Origin of the sequence: Mycoplasma todarodis, from assembly GCF_965212735.1 — a bacterium.
In the GTDB taxonomy this organism is placed as follows: Bacteria; Bacillota_I; Bacilli_A; order Mycoplasmatales; family Metamycoplasmataceae; genus Mycoplasma_K; species Mycoplasma_K todarodis_A.
In genome coordinates this window covers 80,823-100,964 of sequence record NZ_CBDBYJ010000002.1, presented here as the reverse complement: position 1 = coordinate 100,964, position 20,142 = coordinate 80,823, and the positions used below count along the sequence as shown (strand labels likewise).

Genomic DNA, 20,142 nt, shown 5'->3' with positions numbered 1-20,142 from the left:
AATTATGAGAAATCATCTAGTTCAACTTTAAAGAATGCAACTTTACCTGCAAACTCTGCTGCGTGGTAGTTTTGTGGGAAAATAACTTCAATAATTCTTGTTTCCCCTTTTTCCATACCTATTAATTGTTCTTCAAACCCTTTGTAGTCTTTACCTGTTGTAAAATCTTTACCTGCGCCGATGAATGAGTTAGATCCAATGATTAATGGATATACTCTTGTTGATGTTCCTCCTGGGAAAGCTGTTGATGTTTCATATGTGTCTCCACCAATTCTTCCTTCAAATTTAATTAATGCTCTGTTATCTCTTTGTAATGACATATATACTCCTTGTTATTTTTTTAAATTATACACAATATAAATACCAATGATTAACCAAGTGCTTTTACCTAAAAAAATATTTATAAGAATTTCTTGCAAAAAAATGTTTTTTTATATTATAATAATAAGGCACTTCACAAATGGGCAAATACCCAAGTCTGGCTGAAGGGACTGGTCTTGAAAACCAGCAGGGGCTTCACGGCCCGCGGGGGTTCGAATCCCTCTTTGCCCGCCATTTGTAGGAACTAGGCCTAAAGCCTGGTTTTTTCTTTGCCTTTTTTATAAATGATTATTGTTCACTTCTTTTATGGTGGTGAATTTTTGCGAAAAAAAACATCCTCTATTAAGGATGATATGGTGGACCCAACAGGACTCGAACCTGTGACCGATCGGTTATGAGCCGAGTGCTCTAACCAACTGAGCTATAGGTCCACGTACGACGGAATAATTCCATTTGGTGTCACAAGAGAGATTCGAACTCTCGACCTTCCGGGTATGAACCGGATGCTCTAACCAACTGAGCTACCGTGACATGGTGGAGAGGATGGGAATCGAACCCACTACCCCCTGCGTGCAAGGCAGGTGCTCTAGCCAAGTGAGCTACCCCCCCAAATGGTGAAGAAGAAAGGATTTGAACCTTCGACCACTACGTCCCAAACGTAGCGCTCTACCAAGCTGAGCTACTTCTCCACAGTTGTTTCACATATATGTTGGTTTTCATATAGTGCTTTATTATTATATATAAAAAAATGACTTTTTTGTAAAAAAAATATTCTTTTCATTAAAGTTACTTATTTATCTTTTTTTATTAGATGTATAAAGTTCATTCTGAGGAAGTAAACACCAATAATATAACCTAATTAATATAGGTAATTAAAAAAACAACTTACTTAGTTGTTTTCAATAATTCTTTTATTAATGTGTAAACCATTATCATTGCACGAACATCATTTTCACAATACTCTTTTAATACAATTTGTTTTTCTTCTCATTCTTCATCACCAATAACATTGATAGCTCTTTGGATAGCTGCATCCATTGCCATACCACCATTTTGAATAGTTAAATCTTTATATGGTTTGATCATATCTTTAAATCAATATTTATGTTTTGTGATGTATTTCTCAATTAATTTAATTGAGTGTTTACCTTTTAATTCTGGAATGAATATAACTGGTAACCCATCTTTTGAACCAGCCGCGAATGGTTTTGCAAGGTCAACTGTTCTTTCGATAATTCAATAAACTTTATCTTGAACTTCTGTTCAACCGGGGTAATTCATATCTCTTAATGTTGCAACCATTTCTAACATTCTTGGATTTTCATATCCAGCATTAAACACAACATAGTAATCTGCTCCACCAGAATAAATCATATCTATCATTTTAGGGAAGTCTGTGTAAGAGAATGTTTTAGGGTCAAAGATGTAGTTTATCCCTGAAGTTTCTTCCATTTTATTTGTTTCAATTATCGAAACTTGGAATGTAGCTTGTTGGAATGGGTTAAATCCATCAATAGTTGGGAATGGTAATGAGAATCCTTCAAAGTCATATCAAATAACTCTTGAATTATCTAGTTTAGTTACATAAGACATTGCATCATCTCTATCGGTGATTGAAAGAGAGCGATTCAATAGTGCATCAACAAGAACACTGTCTTGTGCTATTTGTTCAAGTGTTTTACCTTCTTGAATATCTTTCTTTTTAACAAATTTACCATTGTATCCTAAGAACTCAGGATGTAAGTATTCTATTATTGTTGAAGACATTGGGTTTGGACCCATTCTTCCGTTGTCTTCTGCCGTTAAACCATTTTGGAATTCAGCAGTTTTAGCTTCTCTAATCAATCTTAAGTAATAATCAATACCTTCGAATATAATAGGGTTCTTTTTAGGTCCGAACGGAACTGCACAAGCAACAATATCAAATATTGTATGTGGTTCATCGTGAACACCTTTCTTATTAACTCCATTACCAGTTTTCTTTTTACGCATTGTTACAAAATCATTATGATCTTTTGCATTTTTATCATTTCTTGCAGTTGAAGATGTATTAACTTTAAAAGTTTCATAGAATCCTATTTCAAAAGCTTTATATTTCTTTGTATCTAAAACAAAGTATGAAATTTCATTAACTGGAACTTTACATTTATCAGCAATTTGATAATCGAAGTATGGTTTGATAAGGTCTATCTTTTTAGTAGAAGAAGAAATTTTTAAGTTTGAAATCTTTTTCTGTTTTTTATCATAAAGAGTTGGAACAGAGAAAGCATCTCCATATTGGAAAACTGGTTCAAAGATTATATCTATACCAGGGTTCCTCATCATCTTTTTAGTTTCTTCGGCTCTTTCTTCCATAGACATCATTTTTGGTGTTCAAGCTGCTCTACCCATAGAACGAACATATTCAAAGAATTCTCTGTTAACTCTGTGGAATGTTTTTGTTTGAACTTCAGTTATCGTTGGAGCAATAATATCAATGATTCCAGGTATTTGGAATGTAAATTGATCATTGTCATCTTCATTTTTATCGAATCCTAAATCATCGATTGAATGTCAAACAAAATATGGTTGGCTAGTTAGTAATTTCTTAAGTTTTGCAAATGTTATTTTTTCTTCTATTTTTTCCATGTTTCAATTATAAAGAAAAACAACCGCGTAAGGTTGTTTATTAATTATTAAGCTTGGTAAAGATCAGCTACTCTACCCATTATAGAAAGAGTTAATCCAAGCATTGATTTATATTTAGTTGGTATTGGAAGTAGTTTCATTAATTTTTCTACATCCTTAGCCTCTAATTTTAATCTAGGATCTATTGGTGAAACATCGTGTCTTGCAATTCTTACAATTGCGGCATTAATTTTACCTATAGTGGCATCTTTGAATAATTCCATAAGTCCACCAATACCACCACTTAAACCTGGTTGGTTTTTATTTGAAGTTTGATATATTGATTTCGCATCTTCTTGTGGTTTTAATTTCTTTTTATCCGCTTTAGAAAGTTTTGATGTATCCAGTGGTTCCATTGATAATAATTTTCTAATTAAATTTCCAACTGGTTCTTCAGGAAGTTTACCGAATAATTTTGGTAGAACTGCATCCAAATTAGGCATTAATACATCTAATGTTTTTGCTAAAGAGTTGTTATTACCTTCGCCGAAAACTATTCAAAGCATATCAGGTATTTTCACTTGTTTCTTGTCAAGTAATTTTATTTCTTTGCCGTTACTCTTTAAAGAAATTGTAATTTTGGATTTATCAATTTGCCTTAATAAAGAAGCAACTTCTCCAACAGTGATACCTGTTTTTTCAAGATCATCTTTTGTGTTTTTTCAAACTGATTGAATTACATCATTTATAAGTGCTAATGGACTTTGTAGGATTGCTGTTGTCGCAAGACCAAATCCTAATAATCCACCTTGTCCACTTGGCGCAGTTATAATTTCGTTAATTGAAGCTTTTTTAAGTTCTGCAGATTTACTATCAGAACTCGGATTATATAATTTCAATATTTTTTTATCTAAAATTCCTTGGATGATATCTTTAGAAATATTGTAAAGTCCATTATCCTTCTTCAATTTATTTAAAATAGGTTTTATTTTAGGTGCATCTTTAGACATTGATGTCATTAATTCTTCGATAACACTTCCAACTGTGTAGTATAGTGGATCAACATATTTATCTGATTGTGCATCAAAATATTTTAAAGGTCCAGCTGTTTTAACTAATTTGTTTTTAATATTCAAATCAGTTGAATTCTTTTTAGCTTTTTTGAAAATTTTATCTAAATCGATTTTCGCATTAACACTTTCTACCCCAGGTGTTGCTGCAATACCTTTAACGTGCCTTGATTCTTTCTTCGATGTTTTTGCTTCTTTTCCACAAGAAACTGCTGTAACTACTGGTGTTGCCACCGCTACTAGTGCACTAGCTGCACCCAATGATATTTTTGTTCTTTTGTTCATATTCTCTCCCTTATGAATTTCTTATTTTATGTGTTTTCTATCAACACTGATTTATTATACTTTTTTGAAATATTGGCGATTGTTATTGATACTTTTTAGGTATTATCGCACCTTTATTAAGTACTTCTTTAAGTACTTTTCCGTCTTTGTCTTCTTGATATAGTCATGTTTTTAATGAACTTAATCCCGCTTCATTATCTATATAATCTTTAGCATGTCTAAAAGCAAATTTTAATATTGCCTTCGCTGTAGGAATACTTGCTTTACTTAAATCACCAATCAATAATTTAGCGCCGTTTTGTATATCTTCCCCTTGTGCTCCTACGTATTTCACTATTGAATCCGTTATTTTAGCAAAAAGATATTTAACATTTTGATCGGATGCTTCACTTATTTCTTTATCTTTATTTTGAATTCCAGCTTCCGCTGATTTTAACAATGAAATAAATAGTGGTTCTACTTTTTGAAGTTTAATTAACATACTTCCTATATCCATTGTGTAATTGTTGTACAAGTTATCAGTTGAATCTGTTGCTGAAGGTGCTGGTGAATTGGAATTCAATAACGAACCAACTATCCCATCAATCATTTTAGATGCAACCATTAATAACTCTTCTGGCGTAGCTTTGTCTTGTACAGCTTTGGCTTCTTTACCTAATGGCGTAGCTTTAAAATTGTTGTTTTTATCTTTTTCAATGTATTTTAATATTATGTCTTTGTAATTCTTATTAAGTCTCTTCTCAATGTCTCCATTATTTGGAATCTGAGAATGTAATTTTGATGATCCTGTAAGATTAGCTAAAATAGTTCCAGCCATTTCTCTATAACCTTTTGGACCTGGATGTATATCCATTAATTTAGGAGCTAGTGATAAAGCTTTTCCACGCCACTCTTCAGGAACATTAGCATCAATGAAATCTATTGTTTTAAACTTCGATGATATTGATGATGAAACAGATGCTAACATACCCAATAATTTATTAGCAACACTTTGTGTCACTCCATCTTCATCAGTGGTTTCAACCAATTGTAATAATGGCCCTAATTGAGCAACCGGCATTGGATAACCAACTAAGGCAATTTTTGCAGTTGGGTTAACCTCTTTTATTTTTGCAATTGTATGCAATAGATTTAATCTTGCGCCTTGAATAATTTCTTTCATCTTCTCTTCTGAACCAAAATCTATAAGATTATCTAATCCTTTGCTGAAGTCAAGACCTTGAGGATTGGTCATTAATTCCATTATTGAAAGTCCTCCAAGTTTTAGACGACCTAATATATCATTAGCACCAATTGAAATAGTAATTAAATTAGCTTCTTTGATTTTCTTTTGCGCTTTTTTAAATCTTTCTTTTTCTTCCGGAGAAACTATAAATCCAAGTTCGATTTTCTTAGCTTCACCTTTCTTAGAAAGCTTGTATGTTGGGTCAACCACATTCAATAGTGTTTCAGTAGTTGAACCAGCAATTGCAAAGTTATTGAAATCACCCAAAATATTTTGTTCTTGGAATGCCCTGGCTAAGTAAGAACCATATGATATACCACTTACTTTTTTTGTATTTGGATCATAGAAGCCTCTATGTTTATCGGATAGACCTTCTAGCAATGTGAATCCAGATGCGACAGAATCACCTAAAGAAACTAAGTTTATTTTTTTGGAATCAATAACTTTTTCTTTATCGTCATCTGCTTTTGCTATCAATGCTTCATATTTCTTGATTTCTTTAATTCTTTTATTGCGTTCTTCCTGTGATATTAATTTTTCACTAGCGTTGGGGTCAGCTTTTCCCCTTCCTCTTCTGTGATGGCTTTCTTTTTCCTTAGAACCACAAGCAATTGCAGTTGTTACAGGAATAGCTATAACAGCTACCGTTGAAGCTATCCCTAACACAAACTTTTTATTTGTTCTCATCGTTTCTCCTCTTATATAAAATAGTATATATTTGAAACTATACTCCTACTTATTATATATAGAAAAAACAAAAAAGCAAGAAAAAAGTTTTTGGTTGAAACTATATTAACAAAAAATAAAACTCGGAATTTCCGAGTAATAAGAGTTTTTTTATTTCTTTTTAATTAATTCGTGTAATTTTTTTCCTCTAGCTTCTTTAAGTTTGAAGTTTGTACCTTCAAATTCAAAAGTAGTCATTTCTTTTTTAATGAATTGAGAATACTCTTTAGATGCTAAATTAATAATTTCATCTTCATCTTTGAAGTAATCATTAATTTTATCTGCTCATTTTTCTTTTAAATCAACGATATCTTGTTTAAGATTGAAGTAAAGTCTGTAAGGTGCAATTAAATCATAAGGTTTAATGATTCCATATAGAGAATCAATGATAACTACGTGTTCATTTAGTCATTCTTTGTCATATTCATCTAATTTTAATTCTTTATACACATGTCCTGCATACATTTCTATTGCATAGTAAAGTTTTTTACCGTGATCTTGATGCATGTCATAAACTTCTTGTGTCTTTTTGTCTGATAAACCGTAAAGTTCTTTATGTTGTTCTAATGAAAGAGCTTTAAACTGTGGGAAAATCTCTTTTGCAGTAAGAATGTGCATAGGTCTTGGTGCTGTTGCATCTACTGGATTTTCTAAGTTAAAAGTCTTTGCTGGTCCTATAATAATTTTCATGTAAAAATTATACAAAATATATCAACGTGTGATTATGGAAAATAAAAAAACTAACTGATGTTAGTTTATAGTGAGGCAAGATCTATTTTACCTGCAGCTAATCATTTTTCTTGAAGAGCTTTTCATTCAAGTTCATCACGACATAGTAAGAAATCAATTAAATCTTTATCTCTTCTTTCGTCGTATTGAGGTGAAACACCGGCTTGTGTATATTTTCTATATCAAGTTTTTATAGTGTTTATATCATCTTCAACTTGTGTTCTATTAATTTTAAAAGGTCAAGTTTTAGTTTTACGTTCTTGAATTGGGTATAACTCAGGAATTGCATAATCTTCTTCTTCTAAGAAAGTTCCGACAATAGCATATGTTTCTAATCCCATTAAGTATGTATATAGTTGAGCTTGTTTTAAGTATGATTCGGGAACACCAAAACGTTTTCATTGTTCTAGTTTTTTAGCACCCGCTGTTTTTACCTCAATAACAACGTTACCAGGTTGAGCAAGACCGTCAGGAAGTCCCCCGATAATATCATCTTTACCTGCAAAGTAATCATAGTTATATTCTTTTGCATCAAACCCTTTTACAGATTGCACTCCCGGTTGAGATCTTATTAAGTCAAGAACCTTAGGTTCAACTGCAACCCCAGCATTGATATACTTTTTATTTAAAATAGGCATATCTAATCAAGACATTCTTGCAAATGCTTTGAATGGTGATTTAAATTGGTCTGTTTCTAAAACATCACCAACTGATGAACCACCCATTTTTTTAAATCCGAATCTCCCTCATAAGTTTTTATTTTTTAGTTTTTCGTGGAAGTTTGGCAGTAATCTTAATACTTTTTGTTCAGTATCTAGAGAATACTCTCTTCCGTTATAAAAGTGTCTTTTAATATTCATAGTTTTATTATACCTTTTAACTTGTTGGGTTATCTAATATTTAAAATAAATGTAATACCATGTTAATTATTACTTTCTTTTGACAACTTACTATCAAATGGGAATATAATACTTTATAAGATAGAAGGTAACATACATGAACGAACAAAAAACTTCAGAAAAAATAAAGTCAAAACATATCGTAGAACCAAGTAAAAGATCACTATTAATTCTTTATACATTCCAAATACTTATTGAAATATTTGCTGTTTCATTAACTATTGGTCTTGTATATAGCAAGATTGATGAAATACCCGCGGGTGTCATTAACTTTATTGGCGGAATAATATTTGCTGTATCAGCTACATTTGGATTAGCGACTATGATTTCAATACCAGTAAAGAATACACACTCCTATAAAGCACAAGTCGCTGCATTTATAATGGTGTTAATTTGTACACTGGGTATTCTCGTATCAGTTAAATCTCCTTTATATGGTGTTATATCTTATACAACACTATTTATATTAATACCTTTCCAAATAGGACTCGTGTTGTTCGAACATTTCCATTGAAAAAAAATGAAGGGGCTTCCAAAAGGAGTTTCTTTAACAGTATTTATCCTTACAATTATTGTTGCAGCTTGAATGCTTTTAACTTCAATAATTTTCCCAATACTTTGAATCTTTATTAAACGTCCTTCTTTAGCAGCAAGTAAAGCTGAAAATATAACAGCAACCGCTAAGTTAGATAAAAAGATGGGGTACAAACCTTTTAGTAAAAATTGAGATGTGGAACCAAAAAAATCTCCAGCTACATTTAAGATTGATGAAAATGTTACAAATATCTATGAATGAGCACCAAAAGCTGACCCAATTAAAAAACATGATAACCTTGTATTATTTGTTCATGGTTTAAATGGTACACGTTATACAGCTATGAGATATGCACAAATCTTCTACAATGATATTAAATCAAAAGATAAGTCAAATAAAGTTACAACCGAGAAATATAAAATGCTTTCATTTGATATGCGTGGATTTGGAGCTAATAGAGACCTTCACAGAACATATGCACTTAAAGAGGCAGATGATCTAAACAATGCCTTTAAAGCAGTTATTAAACAATACTCACCAGCGCATCTACTTATATACGGTATTTCAAATGGTGCAGCAACAACAATTTCATTCGGAACTAAATACCAAGGCACAATTGAAAATTCTAAAACAGATGTTAAGTTAATAGAAGAATCAGGATATACATCACCAAAAGCAGAGCTAGCAGCAATGACAGATCAATTTAAAGTATCACACAAAATTGTTATGCCTCAAGCCTTCCCCTTATATAGATTCCTTACAGGAACATATTGAGGTGAAAGAGATTTCTTAAAAGATATCAATCTAGTTAAACAACCATTAATGATTATTCACGGTGGTAAAGATTTCATCGTTCCTCCATCAATGGGAACTAACCTATGAAATAAAAGACAAGAAAATAAATCCCTTCCTACTTCAGCCTTATTTATGAAAAAAGCTGGACACGTTAAGATAGGTAGAGAGTATATAAAAGAGTTTGTTGCTGGTGTCAATAAATTCGTAAGTGGACAATATGGTAAAACATCAATTTAGTTGGTGTTTTTTATTGCATAAAAAAAGGAGCCGAAGCTCCGTGTTAAGTAGGGGAGAATACCCAGGCAAGCCTGGGCGGTTACTTCCTTCTATAACACTTTAATTATTATATAGGTTTTTTTATAAAAGTCAAATAATTGCTTTTTACATTGATACTACATATAAACCATTGAGATTTTTTATTTCCAATGGCTTATTCGCTCTTGAAGTCTTGTAGTGTTTGATTATTCTATCAGCATATTCCTTGTGTCTAAATATAAATGTATCAGTTGGATTTATTTTACTTCAATCACCATACATTTCTGCATATTCGATGGTTCATTTGAAAATACCATCATTATCAACATCTTTTTGAATATTTTCAAGATTCTCTTCAAGGTATTTTATTCTACCCTTCATCGAAACGAACATATCTCCGTGGAACAACTCTCTTTGTCCAGTAGCAGTCATTATAGTATTTTTCTTTCTACCTTTTGTTTCCATTATAAAAATAGGTAAATCAGAATAAACTTTTTTGTTTGGATTATCTGAAGTGAACTTTTCAATAGTCTTCCATTCACTATCTTTGATTCATTTGTAATTCTCTTCAATATTAGTTGAAGGATTTGAATAAAAGTATTTTGGTATTGAAACTTCAACAACTAATCCCACAGGTAATAGAGTTGAAACAACAAGTGTTGCAGATAATTTTCAATTGAATTTCTTTCATGAATAATTTTCATATATGAATATTACAAATAATGACAATACCATCAAACTTACTGGCTCGGCCGTTCTATAAAATATGTAAGATGGAACTCGTGAATAAATTTTAATAACAATGCTGTAGAAAGTTATAGTTAATATGTAACTCACTATAATTTTTACTCATGAAGTCATCTTTCTATTTCATAATGAATTTAAAATAATTCAAATAAAGCAAGGGATCATTCATATATAGTAATCTGTTATTATTTTTGAAAACGTCCTCAAGGAACTATTGCGACGATCTGTGAAGTAAATTATTGCTGAAATAACCATCAAACCAATAACAACCGAAATTATCAATGATATATGTTTTTGTTTTTTTGTTCACTTCTTCTCTTGAAGGTCTTTTTGTTTTACGATTCTATTTTGAATTAATAGTATTAAACCATTTATCTCTATTTCTTTGATAAACCTTGTATATGATAAGAATAATATTGGAGTTAATAAAAATGGAATTATCATTAATTTATTAGATAATTTTAATAATGCGATCGCAAATATAACGTTTGACATCACAAATACCACAATAATATCAATAATATTTTTTAATGTAAACTTTTTAGCAAGCAATACATAAATCAATGCAACTGGCAATAATAACATTGAAGAGAATGAGAATATAGTGAATGCAATAGGAGTCAACAAGAATAATTTTATATCATCCTTAATAGCGAACATCACAATGATAACTAAAGAAACAATTACCCAATTTAATGATGATGTGACAAACGGAAGTGTTAAGGAAGCTACTAGCGACACAATAACAATTATTAACCAAGTGAATCAATCCCTTTCTTCTCGCGCATCATCAATTATTTTGAATAATGCCGTCGATAATATTGAAATCACAATAACATCTCCTCCAAAACTGAATACATTTATTGGTTTTGGGAATAACGCTGCAAAACTATAAAAAGAAGTGATTTTATATACAGGATCGTCAGTTATCATTTTATTGCCTTGAATGTAGTTAGAAATATTTGCATATCACAGAGCATCTGTGTTCATTCTTGTAAATCATAATCTCACAAAGAACATCAATCCCATTGAAACATATAAAGGTAATATTCATTTAAATGTCTTTACCAAATTCTCTAAATTTATTTTTTTATTTTTAATAGCTACGAAGCCAAGGAATGAGTAAAGAAACGCATAACCAAGGATGAAAAGAATTCTAATAACTCATATGTTAATAACTCAGGAATTTAATACATTAATGACTAACAATACAGAAACAAAAGAAACAACATATATACTTACCACATGTTGCTTCTTTCAAAGTAGCGAAACCATGAAAGGCATTAATAAAGTTGATATTATGAATAAAATTAGCATAAAAAAATTATACCTTTTTAAGTAAAGATATAACCTTCCAATATTTGAATGTATCTTTCGAATGAATAATATTCTTTGATTCGATCAACTTGTTTCTTTGTAGGTAAAGGTGCCTCTATAGCTTTTTTAAGTTGTGAGATAAACTCTTGTTTATTATTCGCTATATACATGATATCTTTTATGTTCTCATCAAATGAGTCCCATGAAGGTGCACTAACCAATAAATTACCAGCACAAGCGGATTCTATCATTGATAAACTATAACCCTCAATTGAACCGGTGTGTAGTCCTATTTTGGAGTTGGCAAGCACTTCCAAAGCATTATTGGTTCTTCCCATATATTTTAAGTTACTTGGTTTCTCCATGGAATCTCAAGTTTTTTTATAGTCATCCGCAATATTTCCATAAATATATATGTCATTTTTTATTTCTTTTGATGCAGCAACGATTCAATCAATATTTTTTATATGCGCAATCCTTCCCATAAATGTTATATTTTGTCTTTTTGGTTTCAATGGTTTCATTTCACCATTCAAGAAATTTGGGATAAACTTAAACTCGACATTTTTAAATTTGTTGTTAAGGATCTTTTCGGTTTTTGGATCTAAACAAACCACTTTTTTCACCTTCTTATTAATGGTGTGTTTTTGAAAATTAATTAACCTACCCATCAATGCCCCACCTCCGTATTGGTGGTGTAGATATAAAGTGGTTTTTTGCTTATTCTTTTTTGATAATCATTTTAAAATCAGTGGGTTTTGAACAATAATAACATCTCTATCTTCCAAGGATTTATTCAAACGTTTTTTTGTTATCAATCCATTTGGAATTAATGTGGTTGTTATCCTTCAAATAAAAGTTGGCGAGAAACTAAATTTATTAGTACTTACTTCTTTATTTTTCCTTAATGTGGTCTGCACCACTTTTTCATCTACAAAGTAAGGCGATTCAATAACAGGTTGATCAAGACCGATTCTAATAACATCATGACCTTGATTAACTCAATAATTTGCTAAAGTAGTTGACATTCTTGATAGTCCACCTGTTCCTCCAAGAGAATAATGTAAAATTGCAATTTTTTTCATAATTTAATTATATATTTAAAAAAGAAAAAATGAGAATTATTCATTCCCATGATCTGCTCATACTTTTGGTGTTTTTCAATCCCCATATTCTCTTTCAAGTTTTTTCTCAAAATTTTTATAAACATATATCTTTGTTTCTCCGAAAGGCACTTCAATCACCTCTTTAGTATCTTTAAAGTTAATTAAGGTCTTTTTTCTTACAATAGGAGAGGATAATTCTGCATATACTTCTGAATATTGATCTCTCATGAGTTTTTCTATATCGGAATATGTTTTTTTGCCTCGAATTAACATATGTGCAAATGGTTTTGCCATTCTAGTGATAATTTTGTGTTTTCTATTCCTAAAACACTTAATACTAGACATTTTAATAATTTTAATTAAAATAAGATTTATTTTTATTTTTTTAAATAAGCTAATTTTTTTGATTGTAGGTCTAAGTACAAAAATGTCTACAGGTATTTCTTTGCCTTTCTTATCTAAGAATTTGTATCCATTAATTGGTTCATGTCAATAACAGTTTCAACCAACTTTTTCCTCAAACTCTTTAGTTATGTTAAGAAATTTCTTAGCATCCTTTTCGGTGATTTGCAGATCAATATCATCATCTCACTCGATGATCCCTTTGTCCCTAATCGCTCCTAGCAATGTTCCTGCTGTTGCAGTCAACTTTAGCCCTCTTTCTTCGTAAAAATCCCTTATTGTATCCAGGTATTTATATAATTTCTTATGAATTGATTTCATTTTTTCCTCCCTTAGTTGCATCTTTTTTAAATAATATAAATCATATTGCTCACATTGAAATCAATCCAGTAACTCCAACTATAAATAATTGGATTGGATTTAATCAAGTTTTCATCCATCCATTTGTAAAGTCAAACCCTCTTTCATAATGCGTCAATAATCATCATTGTGATATTGAAACAAATGTAATTGTAAAGATTACCATAAGTATTCATCTCGCATTAGGCTTTGTGAACAGTGTAAACCCTCATTTTTTATACGCGTATATCTCAAACGCAATTAATTTAAACGTCATTGATATGATAGTTGCGATAATTACTCCATAAATAGTAAATTTAAATACTAAGCCAATTGAAATGACTAGGTTGATGACGGCCTCTGCGGCTATTATCTTTCAAGTTCCCTTAAAGTCACCTTTTGCTTCTACAATAATCCTTGAAGGAGTGGATAATAAATAAAGAAACATAGTAACAGCTAATAGTAATGATATTGTTGGCATAAAATATTTATTTTTATTAAAAACCAAATCAATAGCAATTGGTGAAATCACAGTAATTGCCATAAAGATAACACATGCGAATAATATTGAAGTTCCATATAAGTCTCTGATAATTTTATCTTTATATTTCTGAGAACTCATGTTACGGCCTACAAAACTACGTGTATTATCTAGCATCGCAACAAAAATATTCTTAAATATCGAAACAACAGAACTATACAAACTATAAAGTGTTAATAATAAAAATGATTTAGATTGATCATGTGATGCAAATGATAATGTAATGGCATCGGTTGAAAATACTACCATAGTTGATAACTTGTAAATAAATGTATAGAGAATAATTGCATGTATTTTCTGAGCTTCTTTAACATCTTTGACCAACATATTCTGAAAGTAGTGTCTTTTCAATAAGTAAACACCTGCATAAACTACAACATTGGCAAATTCAACAATACCTATTGCCACCAAAGCAATTATTGCTTTTTTATTTATTGGTAATGTTGTTGATTTAACGGTGTGATTTTCATTAATACCAGTGATATCATGCGAATTAATAATTAGATCTTTTTCTTTAAAAACAAATACAACCAAACATATTGCGATAGTATATGAAAAAATCTTAAAGAATGCTAATGCCATATTTATTAGATAACTTTTGTTATCAGCTTGCAATAATGTTACATATCTAGCCAAAAAGAAATAATCCAAGAAACCTGGTAGAACATTAATCATGAATAAAGCAAATACAAATAGAATTTTTGATGAATCGGTTATTCCGCTAGAAACCAATGAAAACGCAATAGCTCCTATTAACCCAATACTTATATAAAATAAACCAATAAGCTTGTACATCTTTTTCATTCCATTATATATTCTAGTAACTTCTTCGTGATTGCCATCACGAAGTGGTTTATAGAGTTTTGAAGCGATCCCTATAGTCATACCACCTTCAGCCAATGAGAAATAGGATACGATGGTTAATATCAACTTTTGTTTTCCATTTATAGTTGTCCCTATATGATTTATTAAAAAGAAAGTGAAAACAAAGGCTAACAACGCAGTTATCAAAGTGGCTGCTAAACCGGAAACAATATTTAGATTTCTGTGTTTTCTTTCTATGTGGATTTCATTATCCAATTTAAAAGTTTTTTGTTTAGAAGGCATAGATTAATTATAACAACATATTAAAAAAACACCCACATTGGAGTTATTTAATGTTCATTTCATCAACCGTTATTTTTGCTGATTCTTTACCATACGGAGCGTTAATTATTTGTTTTACAACTTCTTTATACTTGTTATCGTTAAGGGGTTTAAAATTATTTGAATCGACAACCAATTCTTTGTATTCCATTCTAAAATCTTGACAAATATCCCTATCATACTTACCATCCAATCAATAAACTTGAATTCCTGATTTTATATATTCAATAGGTGCAGCCGAATTATCTGAAATTACATATTTGATTTTTAACTTTTTTCTTTCTTCCGGAGTAATGATTGTTCACCCCTCTGGAATATTTATTAACTTTGTTCTAGGGTGTGGAGAAACGTATTTATTTTCCATTTCAATATTTGGAAATACAACTTCAGACTTTTCATGTCATGAGGGTAAAAATAATAAGTCTTCACCTTTTTCGTATGTATTTAAATGCGGGAATCCATTACTTAAAAATTTTGTCTGTTTTTTTCCATTATGACTAAAAATTCTTTGGTATGCAAGCACATCATATTCATCGTGAGCAAAACAAATATCAATTTGTTTGTTTTGGTTATTTGCAGCTAATTTACGTACAACTCTTTTAAGACCTTTAGCTTCATTAATTCAATCGCTACCCATCGTTTTAACACTATACCCATGATTTAAATAAAATACTTCCGTCTTCTTTGAAAGGAATGGCATTTTAGAATATGTACCAGAGATGAAATATTTAGCTTTGGATAAACTTTTTACAGCTTTTAAGGATCAAGGATTAACAAGTACAATTTCTTTATTTGCGTGTTTTTTTGGCAATACTGCGGAAATTCAAATTATTTTATGAGTCTTATTGTATCTCTTATAAACTTCTTCAAATATAGCTTCTTCATAAGCACCTCATTCATTATTTAAAAATGATCTGAATACTATATATTCTTTTTTTAGATTTAGAAACTTAAAGAATTGATAATAAATGATATTAAGCATCATTAATAACTTCTTAATTTTTATTCATTTAGTTCAATTATTTTTTAGCATAAAATAATTATATTACATATCCCTTTAAAAAAGTTTTATATATGAAAATAAAAAAACGCTTTTGCGTTTTATTTTATTTAATTCTAACTATATAAATACTTTTAGTTTGTTTTCTTTCAATGGTGAATTTTTTAGCATAATGCTTTGCAACAATGTCTGCATATTTTTTTCTTCTAAACATAAAAACATTAACATTTTTAGCATCTTTCGCTTTATTTGTTACATGTTCTTGATCTCAAATGTCTCATCATGTTTTTGTTTTATTCAAATCAGTTTTGGAAGCTATCATATTTTTATTGTCTTCGCTATATTTAAGGATATCTATTGAATCGGCCAATTTATAATATTCCGTTTCTTTTTTAATTATTCATTTGTCTTCGATATCTTTTTTGAATTTCTTTTCACCCTCTTTTGATAGGTCATCTTTTTCAAAATCTCAATATTTTGGATTATTAACATATCTGATGTTGTATTTAAGTATTGAATCTCAGTTGTTTTCACTTATCCCAGCAAGCCTATCCCTCATCTCTGGAAAGAACATCTCTCTCATGCTATTAGTGAAGAATGCATGTTTATCTCAAATGCATCCAATAGTTGAAATAGCTATATCTGAATAAATAACATCATCTTTTTTCATATTATCAAGAATATCTTTTCTTTCTTGGGATGTAATGAATTTATAATTCATTTCTATATTTGTTGACATTGGAGAATAGATGGTAGAAGGCATTGTGGCCCCAGCAATCATTGCAATATTACACACCGAAAGTGTAGCAGCAGAACCGAACATAAATGCAGTTTCTTTTACTTTTCTTTTTTCTATCTCAACAACTCTTAGTAAACATACAAGGATTATAGACATCGAATATGGCAGAGATACTCTATCAACCAAATATCCCAATACTCCAGGAATTAATTGCAATATTGCATAGAATATCATCACAAATACCATTGCAATGGTTCATCCGAATTGATATGAAAGTTTTTTATTATAGATTGAATCAATCCCAAATATAAATACCGCTATTGGAATGCTTAACATTAATGTTGTTTCTTTTGCACCAACAATCTTAGCAAAGTGCAAGACATCAACAATATAAAGAATCATTACAAGTTCTGAAACTAAGAATAAGAATATAGCGATTGCATACATCATTCTTTGAAAGTACTTCCAATTATAAAATCTCTTTAAGTTTGTTCATTTCATTTTAAAAATAGGGTTTTGGATTTCTTTTTCAGGAACTTTAATTATGAAGTCTTTTTTCATAACTAGATAAAGAGCGACATTAAAGAAAGATAAAGCCGTGAATATAATAAATAATTTATAATTTACATCAATCATATTCATAAGCATAAACACACCTAAAGATCCCGTTATTGTGACCGCAAGAATTAATTCTTTAAGTTTTCATCTCTTTAATGATACAACAAAGATTAATGATAAAGGGAGCATAAGCATTGGTGAGAATGAAAATATCGACATTGAAAATGGTATCAACAGTAATAAAATAATATTTTTACGTGAAGCAAGTATAAATAATAGAGTAATTGCTACAGCACTTCAGTTTACTCCTGATGTTTTTAATGATAATGAGTAAATAGAAGCCACTCCTACCAATACGGAAACCAACGCTAGCACAACAACCGTTTTATTGGGTATATCCCTTATTATTAGATTTAACGCAATAGAAAATAGAATGACTTGCAATACTTCTCCGTATATAGTGAAGAAATCCACCGGGTTATTTATTAATCCTGCAGCATGATAAAATGTTGGCGTTTTATATCAAAACTCCAAATCATGCTGTCCAATTTCACCCTTTTCTATATAAACAGCATTCCTTGCATAAGCGATGGTATCTGAATTGATATGGTTGATGAATAATCTAATTATAGTTGCACTTATAATTATTAAATAAAGTGTTCACAATCATCCGAATGCTTCTTTTATATTTTGTTTTTTTCAACATTTCCTCTTATATCCAAAATATAACATCGGAATCAAAGATAAAATGATTAGTATCGAGAATAAAGCGGGCAAGGAATAATTAGAATTACCTACAACTCCTCTCAACAAACTTTCAGAAGTATTGATAATTAAAAAGAATCCCATAAATATACCTACAATATACTTAATTATTTTACTCTTACCCAATGTGATGGTCATCGCCATGGGTCAAATTAATGTCAATATTGAAAACGTTATAATTGTAGCCATATCTTCCCCTTACTTGTTTTTATAATTATACATTGAAATAAAAAATAGTAATTACTTACTATTTGTGTACTCTTCAAATTCTTCAACTGTATCAAGGTCAAAAATAGTTCTTTTTTGAACCTTAAAAGTCTTGAAATCTATTTTTGCTTGTTTTGCAGATTCAATCATTAAATACTCTTGATACTCTTGCATATCAAAAGATTTTAAGTTTTGTTTCATAGCTTCAACTAATGGTTTTGTTATAAAAATGATTTCTCTTTGATATAAACCTGCTTTTCCCAAACCGTCTTTTTCAAAGTCAACAACATTCCCTTTATCGTTCAACTTAACTATTCATTCATCAATATTAAAATTTTCTTCAACATAAGTTAGCGAAGATTCGTATTCGTTTTTAATAGGATTACCCTTTAAAATGATATCTCCATTTAAGATCAATGTATTCTTTAAGTAATCTTTAGCTGCTACAATAGATGTTACGTTATTCCCTTTATCTCATTCTGTATTTTTAATTATTTTAATACCAAACTTTTTTTCTAAGTATTTAAATTTATCACCAAGGTATCCAACAACAACAAATATTTCATTTATATTTTTCTCTTTTAATTTTAGAATTATATCCTCAATGAAAGGAATATCTTTAGGTGCTAATAAGGGTTTTGGTGTTTCAGCAGTTAAGTGTTTTAATCTGCTGCCTCTGCCTGCAGCTAAAATGATAGCATTATCTACTTTTATCATTTATGAACCTCTTCATTGCTCTTATCACTTTTAAGTTTTCTTCATGCGTACCCACAGTTAATCTCAACCCTATTTTTCTAACATTACGAATAACGACTCCTTCTGTTTTAAGAATGTATTCTCTTAGTTCAGCATTTTTATATTCTTCGTTAATAGTTTCGATAAATATAAAATTACCATTTGATTCAATGTATTTAACACCCAATGCATCAAATTCAGACATTAAATAGTTCTTTTCAACATTTGTTTTGGAAATTACATCATCGTAGTAAGGTAAATCATCCATAGCTATTCTAGATACTTGTAATGAGTATTTATTTACAGGTAAGTATTGAGCTGCTCTTCTAAATAAATCCACTATTCTTGGATTAGACACTAAATATCCAATCCTAAATGAAGCGAGTCCAAATAATTTTGAAAGTGTGTGAGTAATAATGACATTATCAAATTCTTCAACAATACTTTTATCCAATGCAAAAGCTTCTTTGATTCCGAATGCATATTCTGAATATGCATTATCAATAACAATTAAAATGTGAGAAGGAACTTTTTTAATAAATTCTTTTAATTCTTTTTTACCAATAACTGTACCCGTAGGCATATTTGGATTAACCAAATATATAATCGCAGTGTCTTCATTAATGGAATTTAGCATACCTTCTAAATCAATTTCATAATTTTTCATAGGAACTTTTATTAAGTTCACATTGTTGATTGTTGCAGTAAGCGCAATACGCCCATATGTTAATTCAGGAATGATAATATTTTGGCCCAATGTTGCCGAGGCAAATAATGTAGGTATAAGATCCAGGATTGAATCGGATCCATTTGAAACATAGAAATTATCTTTTTTCATATCGAATACTTCTGCAAGTTTATCGTTTAAAATAGGTGTTTTAAATTCTGGGTATATATTTGAGGAGTTTATTTTTAAAGATCCTTTAATCTTTGGTGTTGCTCCAAATTTATTTTCATTATAATTCAACTTCACAATATAGTCAAAACCATATTGTTTAGCTAATTCTTTTGAATTTGGCAAATTAGCTTCAACTAATTTTTCAAATCTTGGTTTAAATTTAATCATAAAAATATTATATTATAATTCTTTCTT

The 20,142-nt window shown here is 30.0% G+C and carries 15 protein-coding genes and 5 tRNA genes; 2 read left to right on the top strand and 18 right to left on the bottom strand.

Going from position 1 to position 20,142, the window contains the following annotated elements:
* Nucleotides 1-2: 2 nt before the first annotated feature.
* Nucleotides 3-320 (bottom strand): FKBP-type peptidyl-prolyl cis-trans isomerase, encoded by a 318-nt coding sequence (locus ACOMC1_RS01805; protein ID WP_420330937.1) that lies wholly within the window; start codon nt 318-320, stop codon nt 3-5.
* Nucleotides 321-462: 142 nt separating this feature from the next.
* Here ACOMC1_RS01805 and ACOMC1_RS01800 point away from each other — a divergent pair.
* Nucleotides 463-555 (top strand) — tRNA-Ser (locus ACOMC1_RS01800).
* Between the two features lie 120 nt (nt 556-675).
* On the opposite strand, the gene ACOMC1_RS01795 is transcribed toward ACOMC1_RS01800, so the two are convergent.
* The 9 genes from ACOMC1_RS01795 to ACOMC1_RS01755 all read right to left on the bottom strand — a co-directional run bounded on the left by ACOMC1_RS01795 (nt 676) and on the right by ACOMC1_RS01755 (nt 7,823).
* Nucleotides 676-752: transfer RNA gene (locus ACOMC1_RS01795), tRNA-Ile, on the bottom strand.
* 23 nt (nt 753-775) lie between these two features.
* Nucleotides 776-852, bottom strand: a tRNA-Met gene (locus ACOMC1_RS01790).
* A gap of 1 nt (nt 853) precedes the next feature.
* A tRNA-Ala gene (locus ACOMC1_RS01785) sits at nt 854-930 on the bottom strand.
* A 3-nt stretch (nt 931-933) separates the two neighbouring features.
* Nucleotides 934-1,010: transfer RNA gene (locus tag ACOMC1_RS01780), tRNA-Pro, on the bottom strand.
* Between the two features lie 196 nt (nt 1,011-1,206).
* Nucleotides 1,207-2,949: a DUF2779 domain-containing protein gene (locus ACOMC1_RS01775; protein WP_420330936.1), complete on the bottom strand. Its 1,743-nt coding sequence runs from the start codon at nt 2,947-2,949 to the stop codon at nt 1,207-1,209.
* Nucleotides 2,950-2,996: 47 nt separating this feature from the next.
* On the bottom strand, nt 2,997-4,283 hold the full coding sequence (locus ACOMC1_RS01770) for a hypothetical protein (protein WP_420330935.1): 1,287 nt from the start codon (nt 4,281-4,283) through the stop codon (nt 2,997-2,999).
* An 82-nt stretch (nt 4,284-4,365) separates the two neighbouring features.
* Nucleotides 4,366-6,195 carry a GDSL-type esterase/lipase family protein gene (locus ACOMC1_RS01765; protein ID WP_420330934.1) on the bottom strand — a complete coding sequence of 610 codons (1,830 nt, stop codon included), beginning with the start codon at nt 6,193-6,195 and terminating at the stop codon, nt 4,366-4,368.
* Between the two features lie 150 nt (nt 6,196-6,345).
* Nucleotides 6,346-6,924, bottom strand: a complete 579-nt coding sequence (locus ACOMC1_RS01760; RefSeq protein ID WP_420330933.1) for a YaaA family protein — start codon at nt 6,922-6,924, stop codon at nt 6,346-6,348.
* Between the two features lie 65 nt (nt 6,925-6,989).
* A complete protein-coding gene (locus tag ACOMC1_RS01755) occupies nt 6,990-7,823 on the bottom strand; it encodes an MAGa7180 family putative nuclease (RefSeq protein WP_420330932.1) in 834 nt (277 codons plus the stop codon).
* Nucleotides 7,824-7,959: 136 nt separating this feature from the next.
* Between ACOMC1_RS01755 and ACOMC1_RS01750 the strand changes: the two genes are divergently transcribed.
* The gene (locus ACOMC1_RS01750; protein ID WP_420330931.1) at nt 7,960-9,429 is read left to right on the top strand and encodes an alpha/beta hydrolase; all 1,470 of its coding nucleotides are present in this window, start codon (nt 7,960-7,962) and stop codon (nt 9,427-9,429) included.
* Between the two features lie 144 nt (nt 9,430-9,573).
* Here the strand turns inward: ACOMC1_RS01750 and ACOMC1_RS01745 are convergent, their stop codons facing one another.
* The 8 genes from ACOMC1_RS01745 to ACOMC1_RS01710 form a co-directional block, all read right to left on the bottom strand.
* Complete coding sequence (locus ACOMC1_RS01745; protein WP_420330930.1) at nt 9,574-11,511, bottom strand: hypothetical protein; 1,938 nt, start codon at nt 11,509-11,511, stop codon at nt 9,574-9,576.
* Nucleotides 11,512-11,528: 17 nt separating this feature from the next.
* On the bottom strand, nt 11,529-12,596 hold the full coding sequence (locus tag ACOMC1_RS01740) for a glycosyltransferase (protein ID WP_420330929.1): 1,068 nt from the start codon (nt 12,594-12,596) through the stop codon (nt 11,529-11,531).
* Between the two features lie 36 nt (nt 12,597-12,632).
* Nucleotides 12,633-13,340 carry a LicD family protein gene (locus tag ACOMC1_RS01735; RefSeq protein WP_420330928.1) on the bottom strand — a complete coding sequence of 236 codons (708 nt, stop codon included), beginning with the start codon at nt 13,338-13,340 and terminating at the stop codon, nt 12,633-12,635.
* A complete protein-coding gene (locus ACOMC1_RS01730; protein ID WP_420330927.1) occupies nt 13,324-15,006 on the bottom strand; it encodes a polysaccharide biosynthesis C-terminal domain-containing protein in 1,683 nt (560 codons plus the stop codon). Before ACOMC1_RS01730 ends, ACOMC1_RS01735 begins: the two co-directional genes overlap by 17 nt.
* 43 nt (nt 15,007-15,049) lie before the next feature.
* Nucleotides 15,050-16,078, bottom strand: a complete 1,029-nt coding sequence (locus tag ACOMC1_RS01725; RefSeq protein ID WP_420330926.1) for a CDP-glycerol glycerophosphotransferase family protein — start codon at nt 16,076-16,078, stop codon at nt 15,050-15,052.
* A gap of 73 nt (nt 16,079-16,151) precedes the next feature.
* Nucleotides 16,152-18,296 carry a hypothetical protein gene (locus ACOMC1_RS01720; protein WP_420330925.1) on the bottom strand — a complete coding sequence of 715 codons (2,145 nt, stop codon included), beginning with the start codon at nt 18,294-18,296 and terminating at the stop codon, nt 16,152-16,154.
* Nucleotides 18,297-18,347: 51 nt separating this feature from the next.
* Nucleotides 18,348-19,031 carry a sugar phosphate nucleotidyltransferase gene (locus tag ACOMC1_RS01715; RefSeq protein ID WP_420330924.1) on the bottom strand — a complete coding sequence of 228 codons (684 nt, stop codon included), beginning with the start codon at nt 19,029-19,031 and terminating at the stop codon, nt 18,348-18,350.
* Complete coding sequence (locus ACOMC1_RS01710) at nt 19,015-20,115, bottom strand: pyridoxal phosphate-dependent aminotransferase (protein ID WP_420330923.1); 1,101 nt, start codon at nt 20,113-20,115, stop codon at nt 19,015-19,017. Before ACOMC1_RS01710 ends, ACOMC1_RS01715 begins: the two co-directional genes overlap by 17 nt.
* Nucleotides 20,116-20,142: the final 27 nt, after the last annotated feature.